Annotated in this window: 20 protein-coding genes and 1 pseudogene; 5 read left to right on the top strand and 16 right to left on the bottom strand. The window is 47.4% G+C overall.

The window, feature by feature from the left end; genetic code table 11:
• Nucleotides 1-16: 16 nt before the first annotated feature.
• Both J0B03_RS03660 and J0B03_RS03665 read right to left on the bottom strand, forming a co-directional pair.
• The gene (locus J0B03_RS03660; RefSeq protein WP_207300517.1) at nucleotides 17-1,474 is read right to left on the bottom strand and encodes an FAD-dependent oxidoreductase; all 1,458 of its coding nucleotides are present in this window, start codon (nucleotides 1,472-1,474) and stop codon (nucleotides 17-19) included.
• Nucleotides 1,475-1,495: 21 nt separating this feature from the next.
• The gene (locus tag J0B03_RS03665; RefSeq protein ID WP_207300518.1) at nucleotides 1,496-1,837 is read right to left on the bottom strand and encodes an FMN-binding protein; all 342 of its coding nucleotides are present in this window, start codon (nucleotides 1,835-1,837) and stop codon (nucleotides 1,496-1,498) included.
• A 331-nt stretch (nucleotides 1,838-2,168) separates the two neighbouring features.
• Between J0B03_RS03665 and J0B03_RS03670 the strand changes: the two genes are divergently transcribed.
• On the top strand, nucleotides 2,169-2,771 hold the full coding sequence (locus J0B03_RS03670) for a TetR/AcrR family transcriptional regulator (protein ID WP_207300519.1): 603 nt from the start codon (nucleotides 2,169-2,171) through the stop codon (nucleotides 2,769-2,771).
• 197 nt (nucleotides 2,772-2,968) lie between these two features.
• A complete protein-coding gene (locus tag J0B03_RS03675) occupies nucleotides 2,969-4,642 on the top strand; it encodes a SulP family inorganic anion transporter (protein WP_246798177.1) in 1,674 nt (557 codons plus the stop codon).
• Nucleotides 4,643-4,666: 24 nt separating this feature from the next.
• Here J0B03_RS03675 and J0B03_RS03680 read toward each other — a convergent pair whose 3' ends face one another.
• On the bottom strand, nucleotides 4,667-6,052 hold the full coding sequence (locus tag J0B03_RS03680; RefSeq protein WP_207300520.1) for a uroporphyrinogen decarboxylase/cobalamine-independent methonine synthase family protein: 1,386 nt from the start codon (nucleotides 6,050-6,052) through the stop codon (nucleotides 4,667-4,669).
• Between the two features lie 187 nt (nucleotides 6,053-6,239).
• Here J0B03_RS03680 and J0B03_RS03685 point away from each other — a divergent pair, with 187 nt between their 5' ends.
• Nucleotides 6,240-6,953: a TetR/AcrR family transcriptional regulator gene (locus J0B03_RS03685; protein WP_207300521.1), complete on the top strand. Its 714-nt coding sequence runs from the start codon at nucleotides 6,240-6,242 to the stop codon at nucleotides 6,951-6,953.
• Nucleotides 6,954-6,996: 43 nt separating this feature from the next.
• Here J0B03_RS03685 and J0B03_RS03690 read toward each other — a convergent pair whose 3' ends face one another.
• The 4 genes from J0B03_RS03690 to J0B03_RS03705 all read right to left on the bottom strand — a co-directional run bounded on the left by J0B03_RS03690 (nucleotide 6,997) and on the right by J0B03_RS03705 (nucleotide 10,470).
• Entirely contained in the window at nucleotides 6,997-7,938 is a 942-nt protein-coding gene (locus tag J0B03_RS03690; RefSeq protein ID WP_207300522.1) for a DUF4037 domain-containing protein, read from the bottom strand.
• Nucleotides 7,935-8,573 (bottom strand): DUF4125 family protein, encoded by a 639-nt coding sequence (locus tag J0B03_RS03695; RefSeq protein ID WP_207300523.1) that lies wholly within the window; start codon nucleotides 8,571-8,573, stop codon nucleotides 7,935-7,937. Before J0B03_RS03695 ends, J0B03_RS03690 begins: the two co-directional genes overlap by 4 nt.
• A 46-nt stretch (nucleotides 8,574-8,619) precedes the next feature.
• On the bottom strand, nucleotides 8,620-9,747 hold the full coding sequence (locus tag J0B03_RS03700; RefSeq protein ID WP_207300524.1) for an MFS transporter: 1,128 nt from the start codon (nucleotides 9,745-9,747) through the stop codon (nucleotides 8,620-8,622).
• 267 nt (nucleotides 9,748-10,014) lie between these two features.
• On the bottom strand, nucleotides 10,015-10,470 hold the full coding sequence (locus J0B03_RS03705; RefSeq protein WP_207300525.1) for a universal stress protein: 456 nt from the start codon (nucleotides 10,468-10,470) through the stop codon (nucleotides 10,015-10,017).
• A gap of 172 nt (nucleotides 10,471-10,642) precedes the next feature.
• Between J0B03_RS03705 and J0B03_RS03710 the strand changes: the two genes are divergently transcribed.
• Nucleotides 10,643-11,821: a phosphate/phosphite/phosphonate ABC transporter substrate-binding protein gene (locus tag J0B03_RS03710; protein ID WP_207300526.1), complete on the top strand. Its 1,179-nt coding sequence runs from the start codon at nucleotides 10,643-10,645 to the stop codon at nucleotides 11,819-11,821.
• 125 nt (nucleotides 11,822-11,946) lie between these two features.
• On the opposite strand, the pseudogene J0B03_RS03715 reads toward J0B03_RS03710, so the two are convergent.
• The 5 genes and pseudogenes from J0B03_RS03715 to galE all read right to left on the bottom strand — a co-directional run bounded on the left by J0B03_RS03715 (nucleotide 11,947) and on the right by galE (nucleotide 16,524).
• Nucleotides 11,947-12,935, bottom strand: a pseudogene (locus tag J0B03_RS03715) (uroporphyrinogen decarboxylase family protein).
• A gap of 95 nt (nucleotides 12,936-13,030) precedes the next feature.
• A complete protein-coding gene (locus tag J0B03_RS03720) occupies nucleotides 13,031-13,792 on the bottom strand; it encodes a DUF1287 domain-containing protein (protein ID WP_246798178.1) in 762 nt (253 codons plus the stop codon).
• Between the two features lie 31 nt (nucleotides 13,793-13,823).
• Nucleotides 13,824-14,624: an ABC transporter permease subunit gene (locus J0B03_RS03725; RefSeq protein WP_207300527.1), complete on the bottom strand. Its 801-nt coding sequence runs from the start codon at nucleotides 14,622-14,624 to the stop codon at nucleotides 13,824-13,826.
• Nucleotides 14,617-15,504 carry an ABC transporter ATP-binding protein gene (locus J0B03_RS03730; protein WP_207300528.1) on the bottom strand — a complete coding sequence of 296 codons (888 nt, stop codon included), beginning with the start codon at nucleotides 15,502-15,504 and terminating at the stop codon, nucleotides 14,617-14,619. The genes J0B03_RS03725 and J0B03_RS03730 overlap by 8 nt, the downstream gene beginning before the upstream one ends.
• 27 nt (nucleotides 15,505-15,531) lie before the next feature.
• Nucleotides 15,532-16,524, bottom strand: coding sequence for a UDP-glucose 4-epimerase GalE (gene galE / locus J0B03_RS03735; protein ID WP_207300529.1), 993 nt, complete (start codon nucleotides 16,522-16,524; stop codon nucleotides 15,532-15,534).
• Nucleotides 16,525-16,702: 178 nt separating this feature from the next.
• Here galE and J0B03_RS03740 point away from each other — a divergent pair, with 178 nt between their 5' ends.
• Nucleotides 16,703-17,791, top strand: a complete 1,089-nt coding sequence (locus tag J0B03_RS03740) for a DUF6920 family protein (RefSeq protein ID WP_207300530.1) — start codon at nucleotides 16,703-16,705, stop codon at nucleotides 17,789-17,791.
• A gap of 56 nt (nucleotides 17,792-17,847) precedes the next feature.
• On the opposite strand, the gene yiaK is transcribed toward J0B03_RS03740, so the two are convergent.
• The 4 genes from yiaK to J0B03_RS03760 form a co-directional block, all read right to left on the bottom strand.
• Nucleotides 17,848-18,858 carry a 3-dehydro-L-gulonate 2-dehydrogenase gene (yiaK, locus tag J0B03_RS03745; protein WP_207300531.1) on the bottom strand — a complete coding sequence of 337 codons (1,011 nt, stop codon included), beginning with the start codon at nucleotides 18,856-18,858 and terminating at the stop codon, nucleotides 17,848-17,850.
• Nucleotides 18,842-19,636, bottom strand: a complete 795-nt coding sequence (locus tag J0B03_RS03750; RefSeq protein ID WP_207300532.1) for an IclR family transcriptional regulator — start codon at nucleotides 19,634-19,636, stop codon at nucleotides 18,842-18,844. The genes yiaK and J0B03_RS03750 overlap by 17 nt, the downstream gene beginning before the upstream one ends.
• 190 nt (nucleotides 19,637-19,826) lie before the next feature.
• On the bottom strand, nucleotides 19,827-20,849 hold the full coding sequence (locus J0B03_RS03755) for a PfkB family carbohydrate kinase (RefSeq protein WP_374058613.1): 1,023 nt from the start codon (nucleotides 20,847-20,849) through the stop codon (nucleotides 19,827-19,829).
• Between the two features lie 35 nt (nucleotides 20,850-20,884).
• Nucleotides 20,885-21,850, bottom strand: coding sequence for a bifunctional 4-hydroxy-2-oxoglutarate aldolase/2-dehydro-3-deoxy-phosphogluconate aldolase (locus J0B03_RS03760; RefSeq protein WP_207300533.1), 966 nt, complete (start codon nucleotides 21,848-21,850; stop codon nucleotides 20,885-20,887).
• Nucleotides 21,851-21,935 lie beyond the last annotated feature (85 nt).

Consider the following 21,935-nt stretch of genomic DNA (forward strand, 5'->3'; position numbering starts at 1 on the left):
GGCATAGGGGGCTAAATTATTCTGCTAAAGATGCAGCGTTGGAACCTGCAACACGTCCAAAAGTCAGACACATCTGAATGGATGTACCACTTGCTGGATATACTTTGTTGTAGAAGTTTCCATTTGCCACTTCACCTGCCGCATACAGACCTTTGATCGGTTCTCCTGCAGCATCCAAAACTTCAGCATCCAGATTTGTTTCGATTCCTGTCATGGTTCCCAAAATGGCGGGAATCACTTTTACAGCGTAAAAATCTCCCTTGGCAATGGCCGGATGACCGGTCACATTTTTACCAAATTGGGTGTCTTCGCCGTTGGCGATCATTTCATTATAATTGTCTACAGTTGCTTGAAATTGTTCTGCATCGATTCCTGCAGCTACCGCTAATTCTTCCAACGTGGCGGCTTTAAATGCCGAACCTTTTTCCACTGCTTTATCCAATGCTTCCATGTATGTATTTCCATCAAATATCAAATATCCGACTTGTTCCGGTTGCTTGATCAGTTCCTCGTAAAAAATCGGGTAGTCGATGCTTTCATTCACAAATCGATTTCCATCCTTGTTCACATAAAGGTAAGGCATCCACATCAACATGCACACATCGGTGGTATATGCCACTTCCCCTTCAACCGCTCTAAAACCGATGACACCGCCGTTGGATAAAACATTTGCTCCCATCTCTTTGGCCATGAGCAAACCGTCTCCTTCATTTCCTTGACCTGCAAAACTCAAATGTCCATCCGCTTGCGGCGCATATTCCTTGACCAATTCAACGCTTCGATCAAATCCTCCTGTTGCGATGACTACTGCTTTAGATTCAACGATTAGTTCGTTTCCGTCCTTGTCTACCGCTTTCACACCGGAGACCGCTCCATTTTCATCCTTTAACAGTTCTGTCGCCTCTGTTTGCAGTAATATTTCTACATTCTTGGATTTTGCGTATTCTTCCATAGGTCTGATAATGCCACCACCATGTTCCGGCGATGTCACTGCTCTGGCAACGGGGCTGATCCCTGTAGGAGCAGGCGCACCGAATTCAACACCCATATCCACCAACCAGTCGATGGTTTCACCGGATCGCTCCGCTACAAATTGAAGGTAGGCCGGATCGTTTTTACCATCAGCTCTCTCCGTCCAATAGCTGACCAGATCGTCTACACTATCTTCCACGCCGGCTGCTTCATGAAGCTTGGATCCTGTTCCATACACGATCCCTCCGGACAAAATGGTGCTCCCACCGGTAACCGGCAATTTTTCCAGCAAGGCAACACTTGCTCCACCTTCTGCTGCCTCAATGGCGGCAGCCAGTCCTGCTGCACCTGCTCCCAAAACGACCACGTCATATTGTTTCGTCGTGATATTTCCATTATCTTCTCCATCATTGCCGGCATTGTCGGCACATCCGAAAAGTAATCCAGTAATCATGAATATGGCAATAAGTAAGGCTACGCTTTTCATTCTTCTCATGTTCATTGGGATCCTCCTGTTTTATAATTATTCCGCTTTGCTCAATGCATCGGATACTGCTTGCATGATGCCGTCGGATGTATACGTCACTCCTGCAACCACATCCACTTCTGCGCTTTGGTTTTCAACGATGATTTCGGGGATCTGTTCCAGTGCAGGTTCTGAAACGCCTGGTGATTCACGGTGTTCCACCACTTCCACAGCAGCTATTTTCCCATCTTCTATTGAAACGGAAACGGTGATATCGTCCTGAAGCCCTTCCCCGACCCCTGTATAGGTACCGTCCTGCCATTTGGGTCCGCCGGCACATCCGAATGCAAAAGCAACCATCAACGTCAATAAAGCAAATAAAAGCAACTTCTTCTTCATCTTTAACCTCCATTTTCATTCGTTATTTAACAAACGATATGCTGGAAAAAAAATGATATGTCATCATAAGGAAAACGGACTTCTCGCATTTTAGATCCCGGACATCCATAAAATGCACTTCATCTCCATATTTCATGATCCAACCATTCTTTTATCCATATTATACATGCATGCATGTATAATATGTTTTTATTATAGCCTTAGACGAACCACTATGCAACAAGTTTTTATTATTTTTTTCACAATCTGTGCCGCATTTGTTTTGCAATTCATAATTCATATGTCCTTTCGCACAAATTATGGTAAAATATTCATGACAGGAGGGAATCCAATGACGGCTACGAATTTAGACAAGGAAACAGCAGATCGACTGATTGACAAAGCCATTGAAATATTTTCAACAAAAGGTTACTCCGCAACGAAACTGACGGATATTACCGACAGCCTTTCCATATCCAGAGGACCAATATATTATCACTTTAAAGACAAGTTGGGGCTTTATGCTGCAGCATTCGACCGATTTGAAGAAGGGCTTCGCACCATTCACAATCGGGTGTTTTCGACCAATAAAATTTTGATGGACCAAATGGAAGACATGATTTTTGATTTTGTCAAACACATATCTGTTTTTGGAGACAATTTTTTCTTTATGGTGGATGACATCAAAGATCTTGAGGAGATCAGCAAGCGTTATCACACCATGAATCTTGAGCTCTACGAAGATAAGATCCGGCTGGTGGAAGAAGCCCAAAAACAAGGGCAATTAAAACCCACTATGACTCCTAAGAAGATCGTAGATTATGTGTATCTGGTTTATTTTGCGATCCTGGAAGGGATCAACAGCAATATACTGGAGTCTTACTCCGATGAAGAAATCAAAGAGTGGATCCGCATCCAGTTTTACGGACTTAATGTGCGAATCATGGAACAATGAAAAGAGAGTGACATGGCATCACTCTCTGAAAGCTTTGGAAATTGGCATCCATCCTGGATGTCTTTTTTCACGTTACACCAACAAAACTTTGTTTGAAACATCAAGTTTGTTTTCAAATTCTTGTCTTGATTTTATTACCTAGCAGGCGTACAATATCTATGCAATTGTATACAATATACTATATACGGAAAGAAGGAATGTTTCGGATGGACCAGCCTCTTCGTCCAAAGCTGTGGACCACTTTAAAAGGATACACGAAAGAACAATTCTCCAAGGATGTGACCGCCGGCATCTTGGTCGCCATCATCGCTTTGCCCTTGTCCATCGCCCTAGCCATTTCATCCGGTGTCACACCGGAAAAAGGCCTTCATACGGCGATCATCGCCGGTTTCCTCATATCTTTTTTGGGTGGCAGCCGGGTGCAGATCGGAGGGCCTACCGGCGCCTTCATGGTCATCGTCTATGGGATCGTCGCCACCCATGGCGTGGATGGGTTGATCCTTGCCACCATCATGGCCGGACTGCTCATGATCCTCATGGGGTGGTTGAAACTGGGGTCTGTCATCAAATTCATCCCCTACCCCATTATCACAGGATTCACCAGCGGTATCGCCGTGACCATCTTCTCTTCTCAGATCAAAGATTTTTTCGGATTGCAAATGGAATCTGTCCCTGTTGAATTTATCGAAAAGTGGCATGCCTATGGAAATGCCGTCTCCACTATGGATCCGCGAACCATGGCCATCGGCGTGATCGCTCTGGTCATCATTATTGCATGGCCCAAAGTCAACCAAAAGATCCCCGGCGCCTTTGTGGCCTTGGTCATCACCAGCGGTTTGGTTTCCCTGCTGTCCTTGGATGTAGCCACCATCGGTTCCACTTTTGGCACCCTCACCTCCGCCTTGCCGACTCCCCGCTTGCCCCACGTGACCTTCCAGGAGATCCGTTCTCTCCTGGGTCCGGCTGTCACCATCGCTTTGCTGGGATCCGTAGAATCTCTGTTGTCCGCTGTTGTTGCAGACGGCATGATCGGCGGAAAACACCGTTCCAACATGGAACTCGTTGCCCAGGGTGTTGCCAACATCGCCAGCGGTTTGTTCGGCGGCATTCCTGCTACAGGCGCCATCGCCAGAACAGTCGCCAACATCAAAAATGGAGGCCGTACCCCGGTGGCCGGCATGATCCATGCCCTGGTCCTTCTCCTTATCTTGTTGATCTTCATGCCCTTGGCCAAATCCATCCCATTGGCCACTTTGTCCGCCATCTTGATCATGGTAGCTTACAACATGAGCGAATGGCGAGAATTCGTCGGTTTGTTCCGCGCTCCCAAAAGTGACATCTCCGTATTATTGGTGACTTTTTTCATCACGGTCCTCTTTGATTTGGTCATTGCCATCGAAGTAGGCATGGTCCTGGCTTCTTTCTTGTTTATGAAAAGAATGGCCGACGTCTCCCACGTGCAGATGATCGACCTGGACGCTTCGGAGGAAGACCCTTCCCAGGACCGATCCGCCTTGCCCGACATCAACAACCAGGAACAGCAAAAAAAGGGCATCCAAATCTACGCGATCAACGGTCCTTTCTTCTTTGGCGCCACCGATCTGTTTTTGGAAGCCATCAACCAGTTGGGATATAAAACCAAAATCTTGATCATTGACATGAAAAGTGTCCCTGCCATGGACGGGACGGCCTTGCATGCTTTTGAACAAATGATCCATACTTGCGGAAAGCGGGAGATCCGGGTCAAGATCGCAGGCATCCAAAAGCAGCCCATGCAAGTCCTCCAAAAGTCCGGACTGTATGCCGAACTTGGCGCGGAAGAAGGATTTTTCGATTCAGTGAAGGAAGCGGTCGTGACGAAAGGAGAGTGACCTAGGCCCCTCTCCTTTTGTTCTTCATATTAGCAGATTCATGTAGGAAACAAAAATATCCTTGCTGATTTTTTCAAATCTTGCTTTTGCGTGATCCGGTGTATGCGGATACAGCCGCTTGTGTTCCTCCCAGTCAAAGAGATATTTGGATCTCACCTCCGGGATGACATCCAGGTCTCGTACGAACCCTTCCGCATTCAATGGTGTTCCAAAAGACTGACCAGGATTATCGTATACCATGTAGTCTCGCAGAAATTCATTCAACGCCGCCCACGTCTCTACGTTGGCATCCTTTCCGCCGATGGGTTGCTTGTCAAAGGAGAACAAATAGCCTCCTCCCGGCATCATAATATCCAAAAACTCCTTGGCTCGATCCACTATTTTTTCCGGTGTATCCAAATATAGGGATTGGACCGGGAACAAACCACTTAAAATAAATTTCTCGCCCAGTTTGTCTTTGATGGTCCTGGGATCCCCGTATTCGAAAATCAATTTTGTTCCTGCAGGGAATGCATCGTGGATGATGTCCAGATAGCGGCTCCAATCGTCTTCGCAAATGATGCTGGGACGTACTCCTACTGCAGCATATTGTTCCAGCTGCTTTTGGAAAGTGGGCAAATAGACTTCCACAAAGTCTTTTTCCCGCATGAAGGTAGGCATATGCAGTGGAAGAATGACCGCTCCTTCCGGATGGACCACATCCGGCATACCCCAGGCAAAAACTAAAGGCAGAACAACTTCACACGCTTCCTTGATCAAGGATCGATTTCTTCGCAGATCCACACTGATCCCACTGAAACTTCGCAATTGATCTGCAACAAAGTCAAAGGGGGCTTCCGCGATCCCCATGGATCCCATTGGGCCACCGGGATAGTATCCAAATTTTTGGATCAATTCCATGTAGATCGGGATAAAGCCCATGGTATCATTGTTCAGTGCCGTCTTTCCCATTTCCAAGGCTGTGGACCTCTTGATGGGATCTTCCAGGGACAACATGGGGTGCTGCCTTGGAACAACGGTCTCCAACAAAAAGTCAAAACCCTTTTCGATGAGTTGAGGATACTCTTCCGCCATCATGCCTACGACTTCCGGGTGCTGCACCTGGCCGGTTTGACCCATGACGAAATTTTTAGAATGAAGCAATTCGTAGATGGACGGCGTCCTGGTTCCGACGATATTTGGTGGTGCTATCGGGCAGGAATCGGAATAAATTTTCCCACACAGTTCCTCTGCTGGTTTAGCCAGCATGGCATAATCGTACTGATAGGACACTGGGTCCATCCCTGCATGATCTGCCAGCATGGCATTTGGAAAACTGGCTTCCACCGGCATTCTTTTTGGCAACTTGTTGCTGTAAAAATCGCTGTAGATCTGTCCTCTTTCCTGCATTTTTTCCATGACGTCCGACATCTTGATCCCTCCATTTATCTTTGGTTAATTTATTACTTGTAAGTAATTATAGCTTTAAAAACTGGTCCAGTCAAGATATTTTAACGAAAGAAGATTTTTCAATTTCCTTAAAGCTTTCCAACGTTTACTTGCAAGTATATTTTTGTTATACTCAATATTACAACAAGGTTGGAAAGAAGGTCCTCTGATGCAGGCAAAGCAAAAAATTTACGAAGTTGCCAAAATCCTTTATATTCGCGAGGGATACTACAAAGTTTCCAATAAACGACTGGCGGAAGAATCCGGCGTCAATCAAGGACTGATCACATACTACTTCAAGAACAAGTCCAATATCGCCGCCATCATATTGCGGGAGATCTATCAAATACAGATCTCTTATTTGAAAAACCATGTCGATGTCCATAAGGATCCTTTCCTGTTCAACATATCCGCCGATAATTTGATGAGTCGATTGATTTACTGTTCAAAGGACATGACCCGTTTTATATCAGAAATGATCAAGGAACGGATCATCCTGGACAATGTGTACGAAGGCGGGCAAAAAAACGACCTGATGATCATGATCAAAGCACTGGTACCGGATAGCAAGGAAAATTTGAACAAACACTTCCGAAAGTTTGTTGCCATGACCTTTCCAGTTGCCATGGAATTCCAATTGGAGATCTGGAACGGTCTGGACATGAGCTATGAAGAATATTTTGAGACCATGGTGGGTCTTTTTGTGTATGGGCTGGATCTGCCCCTTCAAAGGAAGGAATGGAAAAAAACAGCCGAAAGATCCAACGAGATCGTCCTGGAGATCATGGAGACCCATCCCCATTTGAAAGATCCGGAGACTTATCTATTCAACAGGGACCTGTTCCAGCCTTCCCTGGTGGAACAACTATTGGATCTGACTTGAAAAAGCAGGATCAGGAGACGGATCGTCCTCTGGTCCTGCTTTTCTATTTGGACAAAAACAAGGGCATGTTTCGAAGTTCCTCATCCTGGATCCTTGTGTTGATGACAGGGCCCTGATCAAACAGGAAATCCGAGTTTTGATCCGTCAAGCCTTGGGTCTTCAGTTCCAGAACCACTTTCCAGCTGAGTTCTTCGATCTTTTGAACATTCGCCCACATTCCCTCTTCATCTCTCATGTTCACCGCCAGGTCCTTCAAGGTCTCATGCGCTTCTTTACCCAGGACCGGAAGGGTTTCCAGGGAATGGTGCATCCACTTGTAATAGGGCATGAATCGTCGATTCAGCCCGTGGATCATTCCAGCTGTTGCTTCCATAAAGAGTCCCACGACGTAATGGGCTGTCACCAGGTCCTTTCGCTTCAGGCATCTGGAATAATTGTACTGTCCTGCCTGCCCCATGATCATGGCCCATCCGGCTATTTTCTTGATGCGGGCATCCTGGGGATAATAGTCGAAAAAATGATCCCGGACAGGGGTGATGATCCTTTTGCGGTCTTGAAAGACGGCTCCATTGACCATGGTGGCCAAGGCATATTCGGAAATTCCCCACCATTCCTGCAAGGTGCTGGGCAAATCATCTACACCCAACAGATGATGAACAAAGGTAGATACGTGGAATGCACCGATCCTCCGTTCTCCCTTTTCTGCCGGCTTTCGTACCGGATATCCTAGAAACACATCCGGAAGACTTCGATAAAATTTGTTCACCCCATCGACGGCCTCCCTGGGCGCGTGATCCGGCAACCAAATGCACAGACCTGCACCCCAGTGATGATCTCTGGAGATCTCATCGTCGAATCCAAAGCACTCCGACCCTTCTCCAACGAGTCCATAAGCGGAAGCCGTACCAAACTCCTGCCGCAGTTTTTCTTCCATGTCTCTCCAGTAAGTCTCATAAAACGACCTGGACAGGGCCAGCCCTTTCATGGCCGGCCCTCCTTTTTTCGTTGGATGCAGTAGTCTTCCGCCTGCTGGAGATCGGAAAAGCCGTAGCCCTTCATCATTTCATAAACTTCCAGTTCCGCCCGGTTGATCCCAAGGTTTCTCATGGTTTCGATGTCGTTGCAGTAAATTTCCAGGGTATTTTGAGAATAGGTCGCCAGTTCGCTTTCCATGTAGGTTTCAATGGATGTCACGCCCGGACGCTCTTCCTCCCTGGTCGATGGACGCCCCATGGCGGCCAGACACGGATATCGGGCTGCAAATTCCGACTGGAAATTTCTTTCCGTAGCCATGATTCGACGGATCCATCTTCTTTTTTCATCAGACAGCTCGGGTAGGATGGATCGGATCTCTTCAAATTCCCCAGGGCTGGTATACTTCATCATCCAGGCGTATTTCTCTGTCATCAGGTTGATCCCTGCCGTTCGGGCCTCTTCCAGATCTTTATGATAGCTGGCAAGCATCTCTGCAGATCTGGTCAATGCCTGGGACCTGCGCATCACCTGAAACGTTTTCGGATCCTCTTGGCAGGAAGCTTTTCCTCCCTGGTTGTTGACTCCCTGGAACATGTCCCATTCCATGGAAATGATCTCTTCGATCAACCTTTCTTTTGTTGCCATGTGCATCCCTCCATCGTTTGCTGATTTCTTCCATTATAACAAAAGATCACTGTTTTATCTTTCCGGCCAAAACGATGGCAGCCAATCCAAAAACTCCCGTCACGGCAAAACCCCATTGTAGGTTATACTGCTCTGCGATCATGCCAAGAAGCATGGGACCAATGATCATTCCGATCCCGTAGGTCGCTTGAAAAACACCCATGGCTGTGGCTCGATTTTCCGGATCGATCTCATCGATGGCCAGTCCCATCAGCAAGGGCATGGTCATGCTTCGACCTACTCCAGCGAAAAATTGTGCCAGATACAAGACGGACAAGGAACGGATCCAGGGCATGATGATGCATAGCAGGGCGCTGATCAAAAATCCGACCTGCAGCGTTCTTTTTTTCCCAATGCGCCTGGAAAACAGGTCCGTTGAAAGCCTGGCAAACAACAAAGCCGGAATGATCACAAGGGCCGTCAACAGGCTGAGTTGAAAATTTTCTGCGCCCAGATTTTTTGCAAGGATGGGGACGAAACCGAATGCGGTGCCAAAGGTGATCAGTTGGGACAGGACGGCTATGGATGACGCCAGCAGCAGCTGGTGGTTTTTCAGCACCTTTTTCAAGTTCAAGGATCTTGTAGTGGTTCTTTTGACAACTTCTTTCGGTAAGAAGGCTGCCAGCAAAAAAGCAAGGACTCCGCTGATCGCCGCCAGCAAATAGAGATATTTGACTCCAAAGTAGTAGGATGTTATCCCTCCCAGTACCATGGCCAGCAATTGTCCCAGCGCATTGTAGCTGTTGATGATGCCTACGGATTTGATGGTTTCTCCGGTTGTGAAGAATCCGGAGAAATAAATGGTAAAGACCACCCAGGTCGAAGCGGCGATCCCGGCAGACATTCTGGTCAAAAACAAGGCCATGGGTGACGGTGCCGCAAAGGTGGTCCAGGCGCTTATACCCAATATCAGCACACCCAACTGAATAAACACTTTCCGCTGTCCAAACCGGTCGGAAGCAATGCCCAAGGGGATCCTCAGAACCATTTGCGTGAATCCATAGGAACCGACGATGATCCCGATCATGGTGAAGCTGGCACCCAACTGTTGTGCATAAGTGGACAATTCCGGTACGTATACATATAAGGAAAACCAAAACAAAACGGTGATGGTGAAAAATAATGATTTCTGCATGAAAGAACCTCCGTTGGATCCGACTAGTCCGACTAGGGACGGTTCTTTTGATTACGAACCCCCCAGTGATATAATTTTTATAAAATATGAAACCTTACAGATAATCAACTTGTCATCCGTATGTTACCGAAATTCATTACCAATATCAACTTTTATTTCAACTTTGCTGTCGCGACAGGAATGCAATAATCAAAAGAACCGTCCCTATTATTCTAAATCAAAAAAGGGATGACACAAATCATCCCTTTCAGCAATTCTGCTATAAACTTATTTTACCACCATCACTGGGGTCGTCGTTCGATACAATACCTTATTGGTGACGCTGCCGAGCATAAAGCCCTTTGTTGCACTGCTAGCACCTTCCGAACCCATGATGATCACATCTGCACCCAGCTCTTCCGCTGCTCCGATGATCCTGGTGGCCACATCTCCAGGTCCCGTTAGAAGGATCGTTTCCACCTTGTTGTCAGGTGCGCCCTCCTGTATTTTAGCTTTCGCTGTTTCCAAAAGTTCTTTTCCTTGGCCCTCTGCTTCCATGAAATAGCCTTCTACGGTCATACCAGCCGTTGCGGCAAAGGTAGAGTCATAAAGGCTGGAAACATCACCCCCGGATACGTGAAGCAGGTACACCTCACTGCCGCAGGATTTTATCATGGACACTGCTTTTTCAATAGCTCGATCGGAGAATTCCGATCCATCAATCGGCAACAAAACTTTTTTCATATTACTATAACCTCCTCAATTTATACAATCTAAAACTCCCTTGTTAAAATACTTACCCGGTTAAGTCCCACTTAAACGATAAGAATTCTACAAAAACTCGATTTTCTAGCCCTGCCTCTTTATGGTATACTGGTGGAAATGATAACGCATTGTAAATCAAGGGGGAGTTTTGATGTCTCAAAAGAAACGATCCGGGTTGTATTTGAGCTTGTTGATCCTGTTTATTGCAGTAATTTTGGTTATGACCGGGTGCGTAAAGGAAGATCCTGCACCAGAAGCGGAAGAACCTGTTGAACAAACTGGCGTCTTGACAGGAAATGTACGAACAGCCATGGATGCAGACGACAACATGGTGGTAAAAGGGGTGGAAGTCCTTCTGGCAGACGGAAGCACTACCCATGCCTATTGGGACAAGGGAGTCACCGACCAAGTCATGAAGGACATGGAAGTTCTGGTGGAAAGCTACGACGATCCAACCTATCCGTGGAGAATCAAGGAGATCCTTTTCATTCCGGAGATCGATCACGAAACTGCAACGGAAGAAAAGGATCCTTTGGTCTGGTATTTGTTTTACAGCGGAGACGAACCCCTGGAAGACACTGGCGAAGCAAGGACCTTGGAGATCGAACTGTCCCAAAAATTGGACCGTCCCGTTACATTGGAAATAGCACCGGCCGATCATAGCCCCACTGTTCTGTCTTCGGGAGAAGCCCAGCTCGCATTATTGGATTTTGACGTTTTTATCAAAAGCGCCTCCCAGGCACCCTATCAGGTCGTACTGATTCCGGAAAACGAGTTTGCCTCTGCCTACTATCGAGGAGAGATCGTTGTGAAAGCTGACCACCCCGCTCAATCCTTTTCCGATCTGGAAGGATCCCGATTTGCCTACACTACCCAGGATGACCTGGCCGGATACCATCTGATCGCCAAAATGATCGCCGATCTTGGAAAGGATGCCGCCAGTTTTTTTGGCCAGACCTTATCCCTTCAATACTCTTCGGAAGCCATGATCGATGCTTTGATGCAGGATGAAGCAGATGCGGGTATATTGTACTCGACCCAGGATTTCTCCACCTTGGAATGGTTTGGTGTGGAAAATGATCTTCGAATCGTGGACACTACTGCCTGGCTGCCTTCCCAAATCCTTGTTCTCAGCGAATACCTGACGGAAGAGGATCGGGAAGAAATAACCCGGACTTTACTGGAACTGAATTCCGACCCGGAAGCGGCTGAAGCAATGCGCAATCTCTACAATGGATTGTTCAATATCACCGGATTCCATAAGCCGGATGCCGCTTTTAAAACCACCGACCAGAATGCGCGATCCGCCACAGAGATTTCCGGATGGTAGGTCATCATTGGTCGAATACTATTGGAAGTACAAATAAAGTTTAAAAAAGGGAAGCGGCTGAAATCAAACAGATCTCAGCCACTTCTCTTTTGTTTTTCGCTATCTTTTTCCCTTTGATCTTGTTTTTAAAACATTTCTCCGCTCATACGATCGATCTCTTCATTGACCTTGTCATATACACCCGGGAACAAGCTGGAAGGTCCACCCATGGTCAGGCATGGAATGAAGTAATGTTTCCCGTTGTTTCTACAGGCTCGCTCCACATGCTCTGCACAAATCTCCGGAGTCCAGCCCGGGAAGTCGATGGTTCCGCTGTCCAGATCCCCATGAAAGAGATCTGTCCACCGTATTTTTTCACCAGTTCCGGCACGTTGTTGGTGGTCATGCACCCTTGCCAGATATCGATGCCCATTTCGATCATCTCCGGCACCAGGTTGGCTGCGTAGGAGTCGCTGTGGTGCACGATCAGTTCCACTCCATTGTCTTTATAGAATCCGTATATTTTTTTATATGCCGGCAGGAAAAATTCATCGAACATTTCCGGAGAAAGGAAGGATGAAATTTGTCCACCCCAGTCATCATGATGGAACAATGCATCGGGTTTGAGCCGTTCGATCTGCAATTTCGCAAATTCCAACTCGAATTCTGTAATGTAATCGACCAATTCATGCATGGCTTCCGGTTCTTCATACAATGCCATCAAGGCGTTTTCCATACTCATCATATGGTGGGTCATTTCAAACACGCCAGGGGCCATCATGGCGGTGACAAATCCTTTTTCCCGATCGATGGATGCTGCATGGGCGATAGCCGGTGCCCAGGATGCTTCATCGGTTGGGATCTCCGGTTTCTTTACGTAATCCTGCCACTTGGTGATATCTTTGATCAAAATATGCTCTTTGTCGTGAAGGGGAAATCCCGCCACTTGACCTTCCACGAATGTCCAAGTTACACCCCACGAATCCTTTTGTCTTGTGCCCGGTTTTAGAAGCATCAAAGGAGCCAATGGGAACGCCGCTTCAAAAATCATGTTCAAAAATTCGTACTGCTTTACAAACCGATCCGGATTGCCTCCTCGAATGGTTTCCATCAAATTCTGTCGTACCGTCAACATCTAAAATTACCTCCTTTGTTTTTGTATCTGTTTCTATTTATACAAATTTTATCAAATTAAAAGTGTCATGTCAACGGTCCGTTTTCCATTATTCATTATTGGGATTCATCGGGTCCTTCTCCCCATGCCTTGAACACATGTTCCGGTACCTTGCTTGCATCGAAGCGGTAGTGACCGGTGATATCCCCCCGAAGCAGGTAGTCTTCCTCTCTGTTCGATTGTCCGCCGTTATGGAGAACATATGCGATGCCATCCCGGTTTCTCTTGTCGGAGATCAACCCGATGTGCTTGTCCTCACCAAAGATCACGATATCACCCGGTTGCCACTCCTGGATCTGCATTGGATCCATAGTCAAGGATTCCGCATATCTCTCAAAAAAGACGCGAAGGTTCACCACCCGGCGAAAGTCGATGTTGGTATCCGGCTTGTCGATCCTTGGGTAGGAATCCAGCCGAAGTGCTATATCTTGATCCACCATGGCGCGCAAACTGTAACCCGCTTCTTTAAAGGCCCGCCAGATGACGTCGGAACAAACTCCAACATCGTCGGGAGGATACCCATCCGGTAGATAGGTCCCGTCATAGCGGGGTTTGTTTTTGGCATCGATCTTGGCCCCCTGGAGAAGATCGGTGTAATCGTCCTTGCCATTTTCATTGTAGTCTATCGGACTTTTCAATGTTTCGATGCCGAAATCCCTAGCCGTATAGCTTTCTTTCGGAAACCAGCCGATCTCCTGTCCCACTTGGAACAATACAAATACGATCAACGTCAAAAAGACAAGGATCTTTAGGGATCCAAGTCTTCTTTTGATTGGTTTCTTTTTTATTCCTGAATTGACATAATTTCTATTCTTCACGGGATCCACATCCTGTCCTTGTTGCCCCACATCAAATGTTCAGGCTCCGCTTGTCGAAGATTTGGATCGCCACCGAAACGGTGATAACACTGGCTATCAACAGAGCCAGGCAGGATAGCAATGTAAAATTGTCCTTATTCATGATGTTCCCCATATTCATCAAAGTGTAAGGTGTAAAATATTTTAAAAACTCGACTTTCTCACCAACTCCGCTGAGCATCTTCAACAACAGGAACATCACCGGGATGCCCGCACCAACGCTTAAGGAACGTCCACTGTCATCAAAAGAGCAGGACGCCAAAAAACCGATGGATCCAACAAAGAGAAAAACAAACAGGGTGATCAGGTTGATCTGGACATAAGGCCCCACTTCCAGCATCCCCTTGTGCATGGCTTCCGCCATGAGGACGCCCAAACCCGTCTGGATGATGAACAAGGCCACCAGCATCATCACATAGCTGGCAAATTGCGTTCTGGCGATCTCTTTCCTGCTGTTGGGAGTGGAAAGCAGGTATACCATGGAACCCCGGTCCACATGTTTGGCGATAAGGCTGTTTATCATGATGATCATGAAGATCACGGGAAAGATGATGAAAATAAACCCATATAGATAGGAACCGATGTGGGTAGTCAACGTGAGGGCCACCGTATCGAATCCAAAGGCCGTCCCAAAACTCTTGGGCAGCATGTTGATCATCTCGATCATGGCGTTGGCACCTTCCGGATCGAACATGTAGATCATGATGGAGGAATACATCAAAAGCACCAAATTGATGATGATGAACAAGGTGCGATGGATCTTCATATTGGTCAAAAACAAGGTCTTATTCATTTTCCGTACCCTCCCCGTAATATTTCATGAAAATATCTTCCAGCGTTCTGGTCTCCGTATCAAAGGACGTAACCTCGCATTGAGATAGCAAGGCAAAAAAGTCGGAATAGGAACCATTTTGGTCCACGATCAAGGTCATTCCATCCACCCGTTCCACATCAAAGGAGCTTTGAAGGATCCTGGCAACACTTGCCTCATCCGCCACTGTCAACCGATACCGTTTCTTGTCCATGGCCTTGAGAGAGTGGATGTCTTCGATGGCCATCAACCGACCGTCTCGTATGATCCCTGCCCGGTCACAGCTTCGCTGGACTTCTTCAAATATGTGGGAACTCATCATGATGGTTTTTCCCTTTTCTTTTTCTTCCCGGATCAATTCCATAAAAACGTTCTGCATGAAGGGATCCAGTCCACTGGTGGGCTCATCCAGGATCAAGATGTCCGGATCGTGCATGAAGGCCGCTACCAATCCCACCTTCTGCTTCATCCCCTTGGACATTTTTTTGATTTTTCCTTTAGGATCCAGTTCGAAGAGTCGGATCAATTCGTCCCGCCGGTCCCAGCTTTTCATCCGTCGCATGTTGCCGAGGAAGGTAAGAAATTCCATGCCGGTCATGTGATCGAAAAACGCCATTTCTCCCGGCAAATATCCGATTTTTTCCTGCAATTTTTTGGTTTGGGTCCGGGCATTCGATCCATCGATCAAAACATCGCCATTGCTGGCATTGGAAAACCCCATGATGTTTCGGATCGTAGTGGTTTTTCCGGCGCCGTTGGGTCCCAGAAACCCAAAAACCTCCCCTTCCTTGATGTCAAAACTCACTTCGAAAATGCCCTTTCCGCTTTTGTAGATTTGTGTCAAATTCCGTACTTGGATCATGAAACATCTCTCCTCTTTTGTATGAAGTCATCCTTGCTTCTGTTCGAAATTCCAGGCATCCCGCACCATGTCGTCTATACCAAGAGTGGTCTGCCAATCCAGCTCCTCCTTGGCCTTGGATGCATCGGCAAAGCAGACGGCAATGTCTCCTGGACGTCGGTCAACGATTTGGTAGGGCACTTCCACCTGGTTGATTTCCATAAACGCATGGACCAATTCCAATACGGAAGTTCCCCGACCGGTTCCCAAGTTGTAGACTTGAACTCCATCCTGCATTTTTTCGATGGCCTTCACATGACCCTTTGCCAGGTCCACCACATGAATATAATCCCGAACGCCGGTTCCATCTATGGTTTCGTAATCCTTGCCAAAAACACTTAGTTTTGGCAGAACACCTTTGGCCACCTTGGTGACAAAAGGCATGAGATTGTTGGGGATCCCGTTGGGGTCTTCGCCGATCAGTCCGCTTTTATGGGCCCCCACCGGGTTGAAGTAGCGAAGGAGGGATACTGCCAGTTCCGGATGGGCGGCGGCAGCGTCTTCCAGGATCCGCTCGCTCATAGCCTTCGTTTCCCCATATGGGTTGGTGGTCCGTTTCAATTCCATCTCTTCCTTTAGCGGGGATGGCTGGTTCCCGTAAACCGTTGCCGATGAACTGAAAACGAGCCTGTTCACCTGGTGTTGGACGCATAGCTTGCTGACCACCATGGTGCTGACCAAGTTGTTATAGTAGTATTCCAAGGGCTTTTCCACCGATTCCCCTACTGCTTTTAGTCCTGCAAAGTGGATCACTCCGTCAAAAGAGTGGCTTTCAAAAACCTGTTCCATCGCCTCTTCATCCGTCGCATCCACCATATAAAAAGCTACTTCAGCTCCGATTATTTTTTTCAGTTTGCCCAAGACGGACAACTTGCTGTTTGCCAGGTTGTCCACAATGACCACATCGTGACCATTCTCCATCAATTCAACAACGGTATGGCTTCCAATAAAGCCCAAACCCCCAGTTACCAATATATTCATTTCTGCACCTTCCTTTAACGATCTTCCTTTTTCATTGTACCATAGCGAAATGGGGACGGTGACTTTTTTGCAAAAAAGTCACCGTCCCCACTAGAGCCCCCCACTCCAACATTTGACAAACTGTAAATTTTACTTCAGAATTAACATTGTCAAATATTCTTGATCGGGAGGTTTTAACATGGCACGACTCGCTTTTTTCGCATTGGTCCTAATTCATGGTTTGATCCACATCATGGGCTTCATCAAGGCTTTTGGACTTGCGGCAATCGACAATTTGACCCAGGACATCCCCAAACTTCAAGGGGTGGTTTGGCTTCTGGCCAGTCTTCTGTTATTAGCAACTGCTCTTCTGTTTTTGTTGAAAAAAGATCTTTGGTGGATCATTGGACTGATTGCCCTCCTGCTCTCTCAAGTGGTCATCGCTTTAACCTGGCAGGACGCAAAACTGGGAACCGTCCCGAATGTCATATTGTTGATCGCTGTGATCCTTGGCATGGCCTTTTGGAATTTCAACAATCAGGTGGCAAAAGAGACGACTGCCATTCTTGCGCAAAACCAAATGCAGGCAAACCCGATCACAGCTGAACAGATCCAAGATCTGCCGGAACCCGTCAAGCGCTGGCTGCAACATTCCGGAATTTTAGAGGCAGACCCCATTCATACTGTATATTTGCGGCAAAAAGGCTTATTGCGTTTGAAACCAGATCAGGAAAAATGGATGGAAGCAGAAGCCCAGCAGTATTTCACCGTCAATAAACCCACCTTCTTATGGCAGGTAAAAACCTCCATGATGGGTCTGCCCATACTTGGCAGAGACCTATTCCAAGAAGGGAAGGGATCCATTCAGATCAAGCTGGGCGGTTTGATCCCCGTCGTCAACGTGGATGGCAATAAGAAAGTGGATCAATCCACCATGCAGCGTTTCTTGGGGGAGACCGTATGGTTTCCGACAGCCGCACTGAGCCCCTACATCCAATGGGAAGCGGTGGATGATACCTGCGCCAAAGCAACCATGACCTACGAAGACACCTCCGGTTCCGCATATTTTTATATTGATGAAGAAGGGGCTTTGACCCACTTCATTGCCTACCGCTACAAAGAGACAACGGACGAGGAACCCACGGAATGGATGGCCAAAGTCGTGGAAACGAAAATTGTCGACGGGATCCGGATGCCTGTAAAACTGGAAGCATCCTGGATTTTGGACGAAGGACCATTCACCTGGTATACTTTTGAAATCTATGATATAAAGTTCAATGAATTTTAATGGACGAAATGGGGACGGTGACTTTTTTGCAAAAAAGTCACCGTCCCCATTTCACGTTACAATCCTTTGATCCTTTCCCAAACCACATCATCCACATAGATCCCCAGTTCATCGTGCTCTTTCCGAAACCGTCTCATGCCATCACCAGGTACGGACACCTTGCCAAATCCAGTTGCCTTCTCTGCGCCCTTTACAAACCTTATGGTATTTCTTATGGATTCCAGCATGGATTCCCGGTCCGTCGTTCGATCCGGATCGATGACGATCATCACCTGGGATGCGCCGGTGCAATTTCCGATCCCTTCTTCTTCCATGTCGGCGGTGCTCATTCCTTCCGTCAAAACAGATCCTAGGATGTCCAGCATAAAGCTGAGCCCGGATCCTTTCCAGTAACCGACTGGTAGGATCCGTCTTGATGCTTCAATGACGCCAGGATCATCCGTCAAATTTCCGTCTTCATCAAATCCTCCCGGATAGGGCAGGTTCTTCCCCGCCTGTCGAGTCACCTCCAGCTTTCCATAGGAATACTGGGATATGGCCATATCCAGAAGAAGTTCTTCCCCCTCTTTTTCGCCCGGTGCTGCCAGCACCAAGGGATTGTTTCCCAGTCTGGACTCCTTCGCTCCCCATGGCGGCATGTTTGCCTCCGTATTGGTCCACATGATGGCGATATAGCCCTTTTGCGCAGCCCTCAATCCGTAAGTGCCTCCCCGCATCCAATGGGTGGTGTTTTTCAATCCCACCAAACCTATTCCAAACTTGTCTGCCAGCTCCATGGCCCGATCCACGGCAAAAATGCCGTTGAGTACACCCGGACCCCGATTTCCATTGTAGACTTGGATGGCCCCAAATTCTTTCTCCAATACAGGTTCTCCATCGGCATTGACCCAACCGTTTTTTAGATACTCCACAAATCGGGCTACCCGGTTCACTCCATGGGAATAAATGCCGTCGTAGGTGGATTCCGTGTGTACCTTTGCACATAGAGAGGCCTTTTCTTCACTTAACCCGTTTTTCATGAAAACATTCTTGATCTCTTGGTAAATTTCATCAAATGTCAATCGCATGCCGATCCTCCTGTCGGAAAAACCCAAAAGCTCTTGAAAGCTCCTTCTTCATCTTCAACACTTCCGTTGCCAGCAGGTCGATCCGCTGATCGCTCATCCTGCTGATGGGTGCGGAGATGCTGAAGGCGTTTTCCGCCTTCCCCTTGTAATTTTTGATGACGGCGCCAATGCAACGTACACCCAGCTCGTTTTCTTCATTGTCCAGGGCGTATCCCTTTTCCCGCACTTCATCTAGTTCTCTCAAGAAATCATCAAAATCCACGATAGTTTTCGGCGTCAACTTTTGAATGTCGCTTTTCTCCCATATTTGCCTTACTTCCTGATTGGTGAGTTCCGCCAGCATGGCCTTTCCTACCGCTGTGCAATACAAGGGTTTTTCCACACCGATCCTGGAAACCATTCGTACGGAACTGCTGTAGGATTCCACCTTGTCGATGTAGACCATGTTGGTACCTTCCTTTTGGACCAAGTGGACGGTCTCTTCACTAAATTCCGCCAAGTGTTGTATGTATGGGCGGGCAATGGAGACGATGTCCACCTTGTCCAACAAGGCTTCCCCCAGTCCCAACAATTTGAAAGTCAATCGATACTTGTCGGAATCGTCTTCTTTTTTTACATAATCCATGGTGATCAGTGAAGCCAACAGCCGATGGACCGTACTTTTATTCAATTTCAGTGCCTTGGACAATTCCGTGACACCCTGGGGTCCTTCGTAGGCCAGCATCTCCAATACGGAGAAGATTCGACCTGCCGATTGGACCGGATTTTTTTCACTCATGATCCTTCCTCCTGTCCTGCATGGTTCTTCTTTCATCGTTCCAATATCATCATCAAAAGTATATCTGTTTTTCAACTGTTCCACAATGCAAAACACAAGTTCTTTTTTCCTGCTTTATCAAAGAAAAGCCGTTGATCCCATCAATCGGCTTTCCTTTTGAAATCTATATATAGTTATTGAACCTCTTCGACTATCGCTGCACTCGACCGGATGCGTCTCCGCCGGCCAATTTTTTCACTTCGTCGACACTTACTTGGTTAAAGTCACCTTCGATGGTGTGCTTCAAGCAGCTGGCTGCCGTTGCAAACTCGATGATGTCTTGGGGTGCGAAATCCATCAAGGTGGAGTAGATCAGTCCGGCGCCAAAGCTGTCCCCGCCGCCGACACGGTCTACGATGTGCATCTTATAGCTCTTGCTGAAATAGTATTCTTTCCCGTCAAACATCATGGCTGCCCAGTTGTTGTCACTGGCGGAAATGGATCCTCTAAGGGTGATGGCCACTTTGCTGAATCCAAATCGGTCTGCCAATTGCTTGGCCACATCTTTATATCCTTCGTGGTCCACTTTCCCGGCAGTGATGTCCGTATTGGCCGCCTTGATGCCGAAAACGTCGCTGGCATCTTCTTCGTTGGCGATGCAAACATCCACGTACTCGCAAAGCTCTCCCATGACTTGACCGGCTTTTTCTTTGGACCACAATTTGTTTCGGTAGTTCAAGTCGCAGCTGATGGTGATGTTTCGATCTTTGGCTGCCTTGCAGGCTTCCATGCAGATCTCTGCCACATTGTCCCCCAAAGCGGGAGTGATCCCGGTAAAGTGGAACCAATCCACATTTTTGAAGATCTCGTCCCAGTTGAAGTCGTCCTTGCTTGCCGTTGCAATGGCGGAACCGGCCCTGTCGTATACCACTTTGGACGGTCGCTGGCTGGCTCCCTTTTCCAGGAAGTAGATGCCTACCCGGTCTCCCCCTCTTGTGATGGACTTGGTGTCTACCCCGAAACGTCGCAGGGCATTGACAGCCGCCTGTCCGATCTCGTGCTTCGGAAGTTTTGTGACAAAGCTTGTGTCTATACCGTAGTTGGCCAAAGAGACGGCCACGTTGGCTTCTCCGCCACCATAGGTTGCACCAAAAGTTTCCGCTTGAATGAATCGATAATATCCTTCCGGCACCAACCGGAGCATGATCTCACCAAAAGTTACTGCTTTTTTCATTATCCATTACCTCCTGATTATATTTGATTGATTTTCTATTTCTTTTGTACAAGATGAAGGGCAAATCCCCCAAATGTTTCCTTCAGATAGACAGCCGTCAGCTTGCCCTTGGCGTCGTGCTTTGCCGTATCCATGTCAAAGTCAAATCCGTTGGCTTCCATGTATGCAACGGCTCGGTTTATGTAGTTGGTCTTGATGGCGATGTGGCCCTTTTCACCCAGATAAGGCTTCTTGGTCACTTCGATGCCATCCCCTGCAAAGATGGAACTGTTGCCTACTTTCTTTTCGAATCCGAAAAGAAGTTCAAAGCGGGATGCGATCTTTTCTGCGTCCCCTTCGTCATCTCCATTGATGCCGATGTGTCCCAGTTCAAAGCCCAGCATTTCCTGGACCGCTTTTTTGGTGATCTTCTTGATCTCGTCAAATTTTCCTTCGTTGATCAGGTCTGCACTGACCATCCAACTGCCGCCGCAAGCAACGATCTTGGGGAAATCCAGATAGCTTTTCAGATTCTTTTCGTTGACGCCACCGGTAGGCATGAACTTCATGTTGACGTAGGGTGCCGCCATGGCCTTGATCATGGCCAATCCGCCGGATGCTTCCGCCGGGAAAAATTTCACTACGTCCAAGCCAAAGGAGATGGCTTGCTCCACGTCGCTGGGATTGGAACAACCGGGTACGATCAAAATACCCTTGTCCACGCAATATTTGACGATCTCCGGATTCAGACCCGGACTGACGATAAAGGTGGCACCAGCTTCTACTGCATCATCCACTTGCTGCTTGGTCAACACGGTTCCTGCACCGATCAGCATTTCCGGGTATGTATCCGACATGACCTTGATGGAGTCTTTGGCCGCATCCGTTCGGAAGGTCACTTCCGCACAGGGCAATCCACCTTCCATGAGAGCTTTGGCCAAAGGCAATGCGTCTTCCACCCGATCCAATTTCACAACAGGTACGATCCCGATCTGTTGGATCTTTTTCAATACATCGTTCATTTTTCGAACCTCCATTTTATTGTTTCATATTATGAAACATCGTTCTGTTTTTGATACTTTCATTATATCCCTTCAAATCAGTTGC

The sequence above is a fragment of the Alkalibacter rhizosphaerae genome (genome assembly GCF_017352215.1).
Taxonomy (GTDB): Bacteria; Bacillota; Clostridia; order Eubacteriales; family Alkalibacteraceae; genus Alkalibacter; species Alkalibacter rhizosphaerae.

Bases quoted from the DNA above. Each gene is read 5' to 3' on its own strand.
- J0B03_RS03700 (WP_207300524.1), bottom strand. From the start codon at position 9,747: ATGCAGAAATCATTATTTTTCACCATCACCGTTTTGTTTTGGTTTTCC.
- J0B03_RS03710 (WP_207300526.1), top strand. From the start codon at position 10,643: ATGTCTCAAAAGAAACGATCCGGGTTGTATTTGAGCTTGTTGATCCTG.
- J0B03_RS03665 (WP_207300518.1), bottom strand. From the start codon at position 1,837: ATGAAGAAGAAGTTGCTTTTATTTGCTTTATTGACGTTGATGGTTGCT.
- J0B03_RS03750 (WP_207300532.1), bottom strand. From the start codon at position 19,636: ATGAGTGAAAAAAATCCGGTCCAATCGGCAGGTCGAATCTTCTCCGTA.
- J0B03_RS03760 (WP_207300533.1), bottom strand. From the start codon at position 21,850: ATGAACGATGTATTGAAAAAGATCCAACAGATCGGGATCGTACCTGTT.
- J0B03_RS03670 (WP_207300519.1), top strand. From the start codon at position 2,169: ATGACGGCTACGAATTTAGACAAGGAAACAGCAGATCGACTGATTGAC.
- J0B03_RS03680 (WP_207300520.1), bottom strand. From the start codon at position 6,052: ATGTCGGACGTCATGGAAAAAATGCAGGAAAGAGGACAGATCTACAGC.
- yiaK (WP_207300531.1), bottom strand. From the start codon at position 18,858: ATGCGATTGACATTTGATGAAATTTACCAAGAGATCAAGAATGTTTTC.
- J0B03_RS03690 (WP_207300522.1), bottom strand. From the start codon at position 7,938: ATGAAAGGGCTGGCCCTGTCCAGGTCGTTTTATGAGACTTACTGGAGA.
- J0B03_RS03755 (WP_374058613.1), bottom strand. From the start codon at position 20,849: ATGAAAAAAGCAGTAACTTTTGGTGAGATCATGCTCCGGTTGGTGCCG.
- J0B03_RS03725 (WP_207300527.1), bottom strand. From the start codon at position 14,624: ATGAATAAGACCTTGTTTTTGACCAATATGAAGATCCATCGCACCTTG.
- J0B03_RS03740 (WP_207300530.1), top strand. From the start codon at position 16,703: ATGGCACGACTCGCTTTTTTCGCATTGGTCCTAATTCATGGTTTGATC.
- J0B03_RS03730 (WP_207300528.1), bottom strand. From the start codon at position 15,504: ATGATCCAAGTACGGAATTTGACACAAATCTACAAAAGCGGAAAGGGC.
- J0B03_RS03675 (WP_246798177.1), top strand. From the start codon at position 2,969: ATGTTTCGGATGGACCAGCCTCTTCGTCCAAAGCTGTGGACCACTTTA.
- J0B03_RS03685 (WP_207300521.1), top strand. From the start codon at position 6,240: ATGCAGGCAAAGCAAAAAATTTACGAAGTTGCCAAAATCCTTTATATT.
- galE (WP_207300529.1), bottom strand. From the start codon at position 16,524: ATGAATATATTGGTAACTGGGGGTTTGGGCTTTATTGGAAGCCATACC.
- J0B03_RS03695 (WP_207300523.1), bottom strand. From the start codon at position 8,573: ATGGCAACAAAAGAAAGGTTGATCGAAGAGATCATTTCCATGGAATGG.
- J0B03_RS03660 (WP_207300517.1), bottom strand. From the start codon at position 1,474: ATGAACATGAGAAGAATGAAAAGCGTAGCCTTACTTATTGCCATATTC.
- J0B03_RS03705 (WP_207300525.1), bottom strand. From the start codon at position 10,470: ATGAAAAAAGTTTTGTTGCCGATTGATGGATCGGAATTCTCCGATCGA.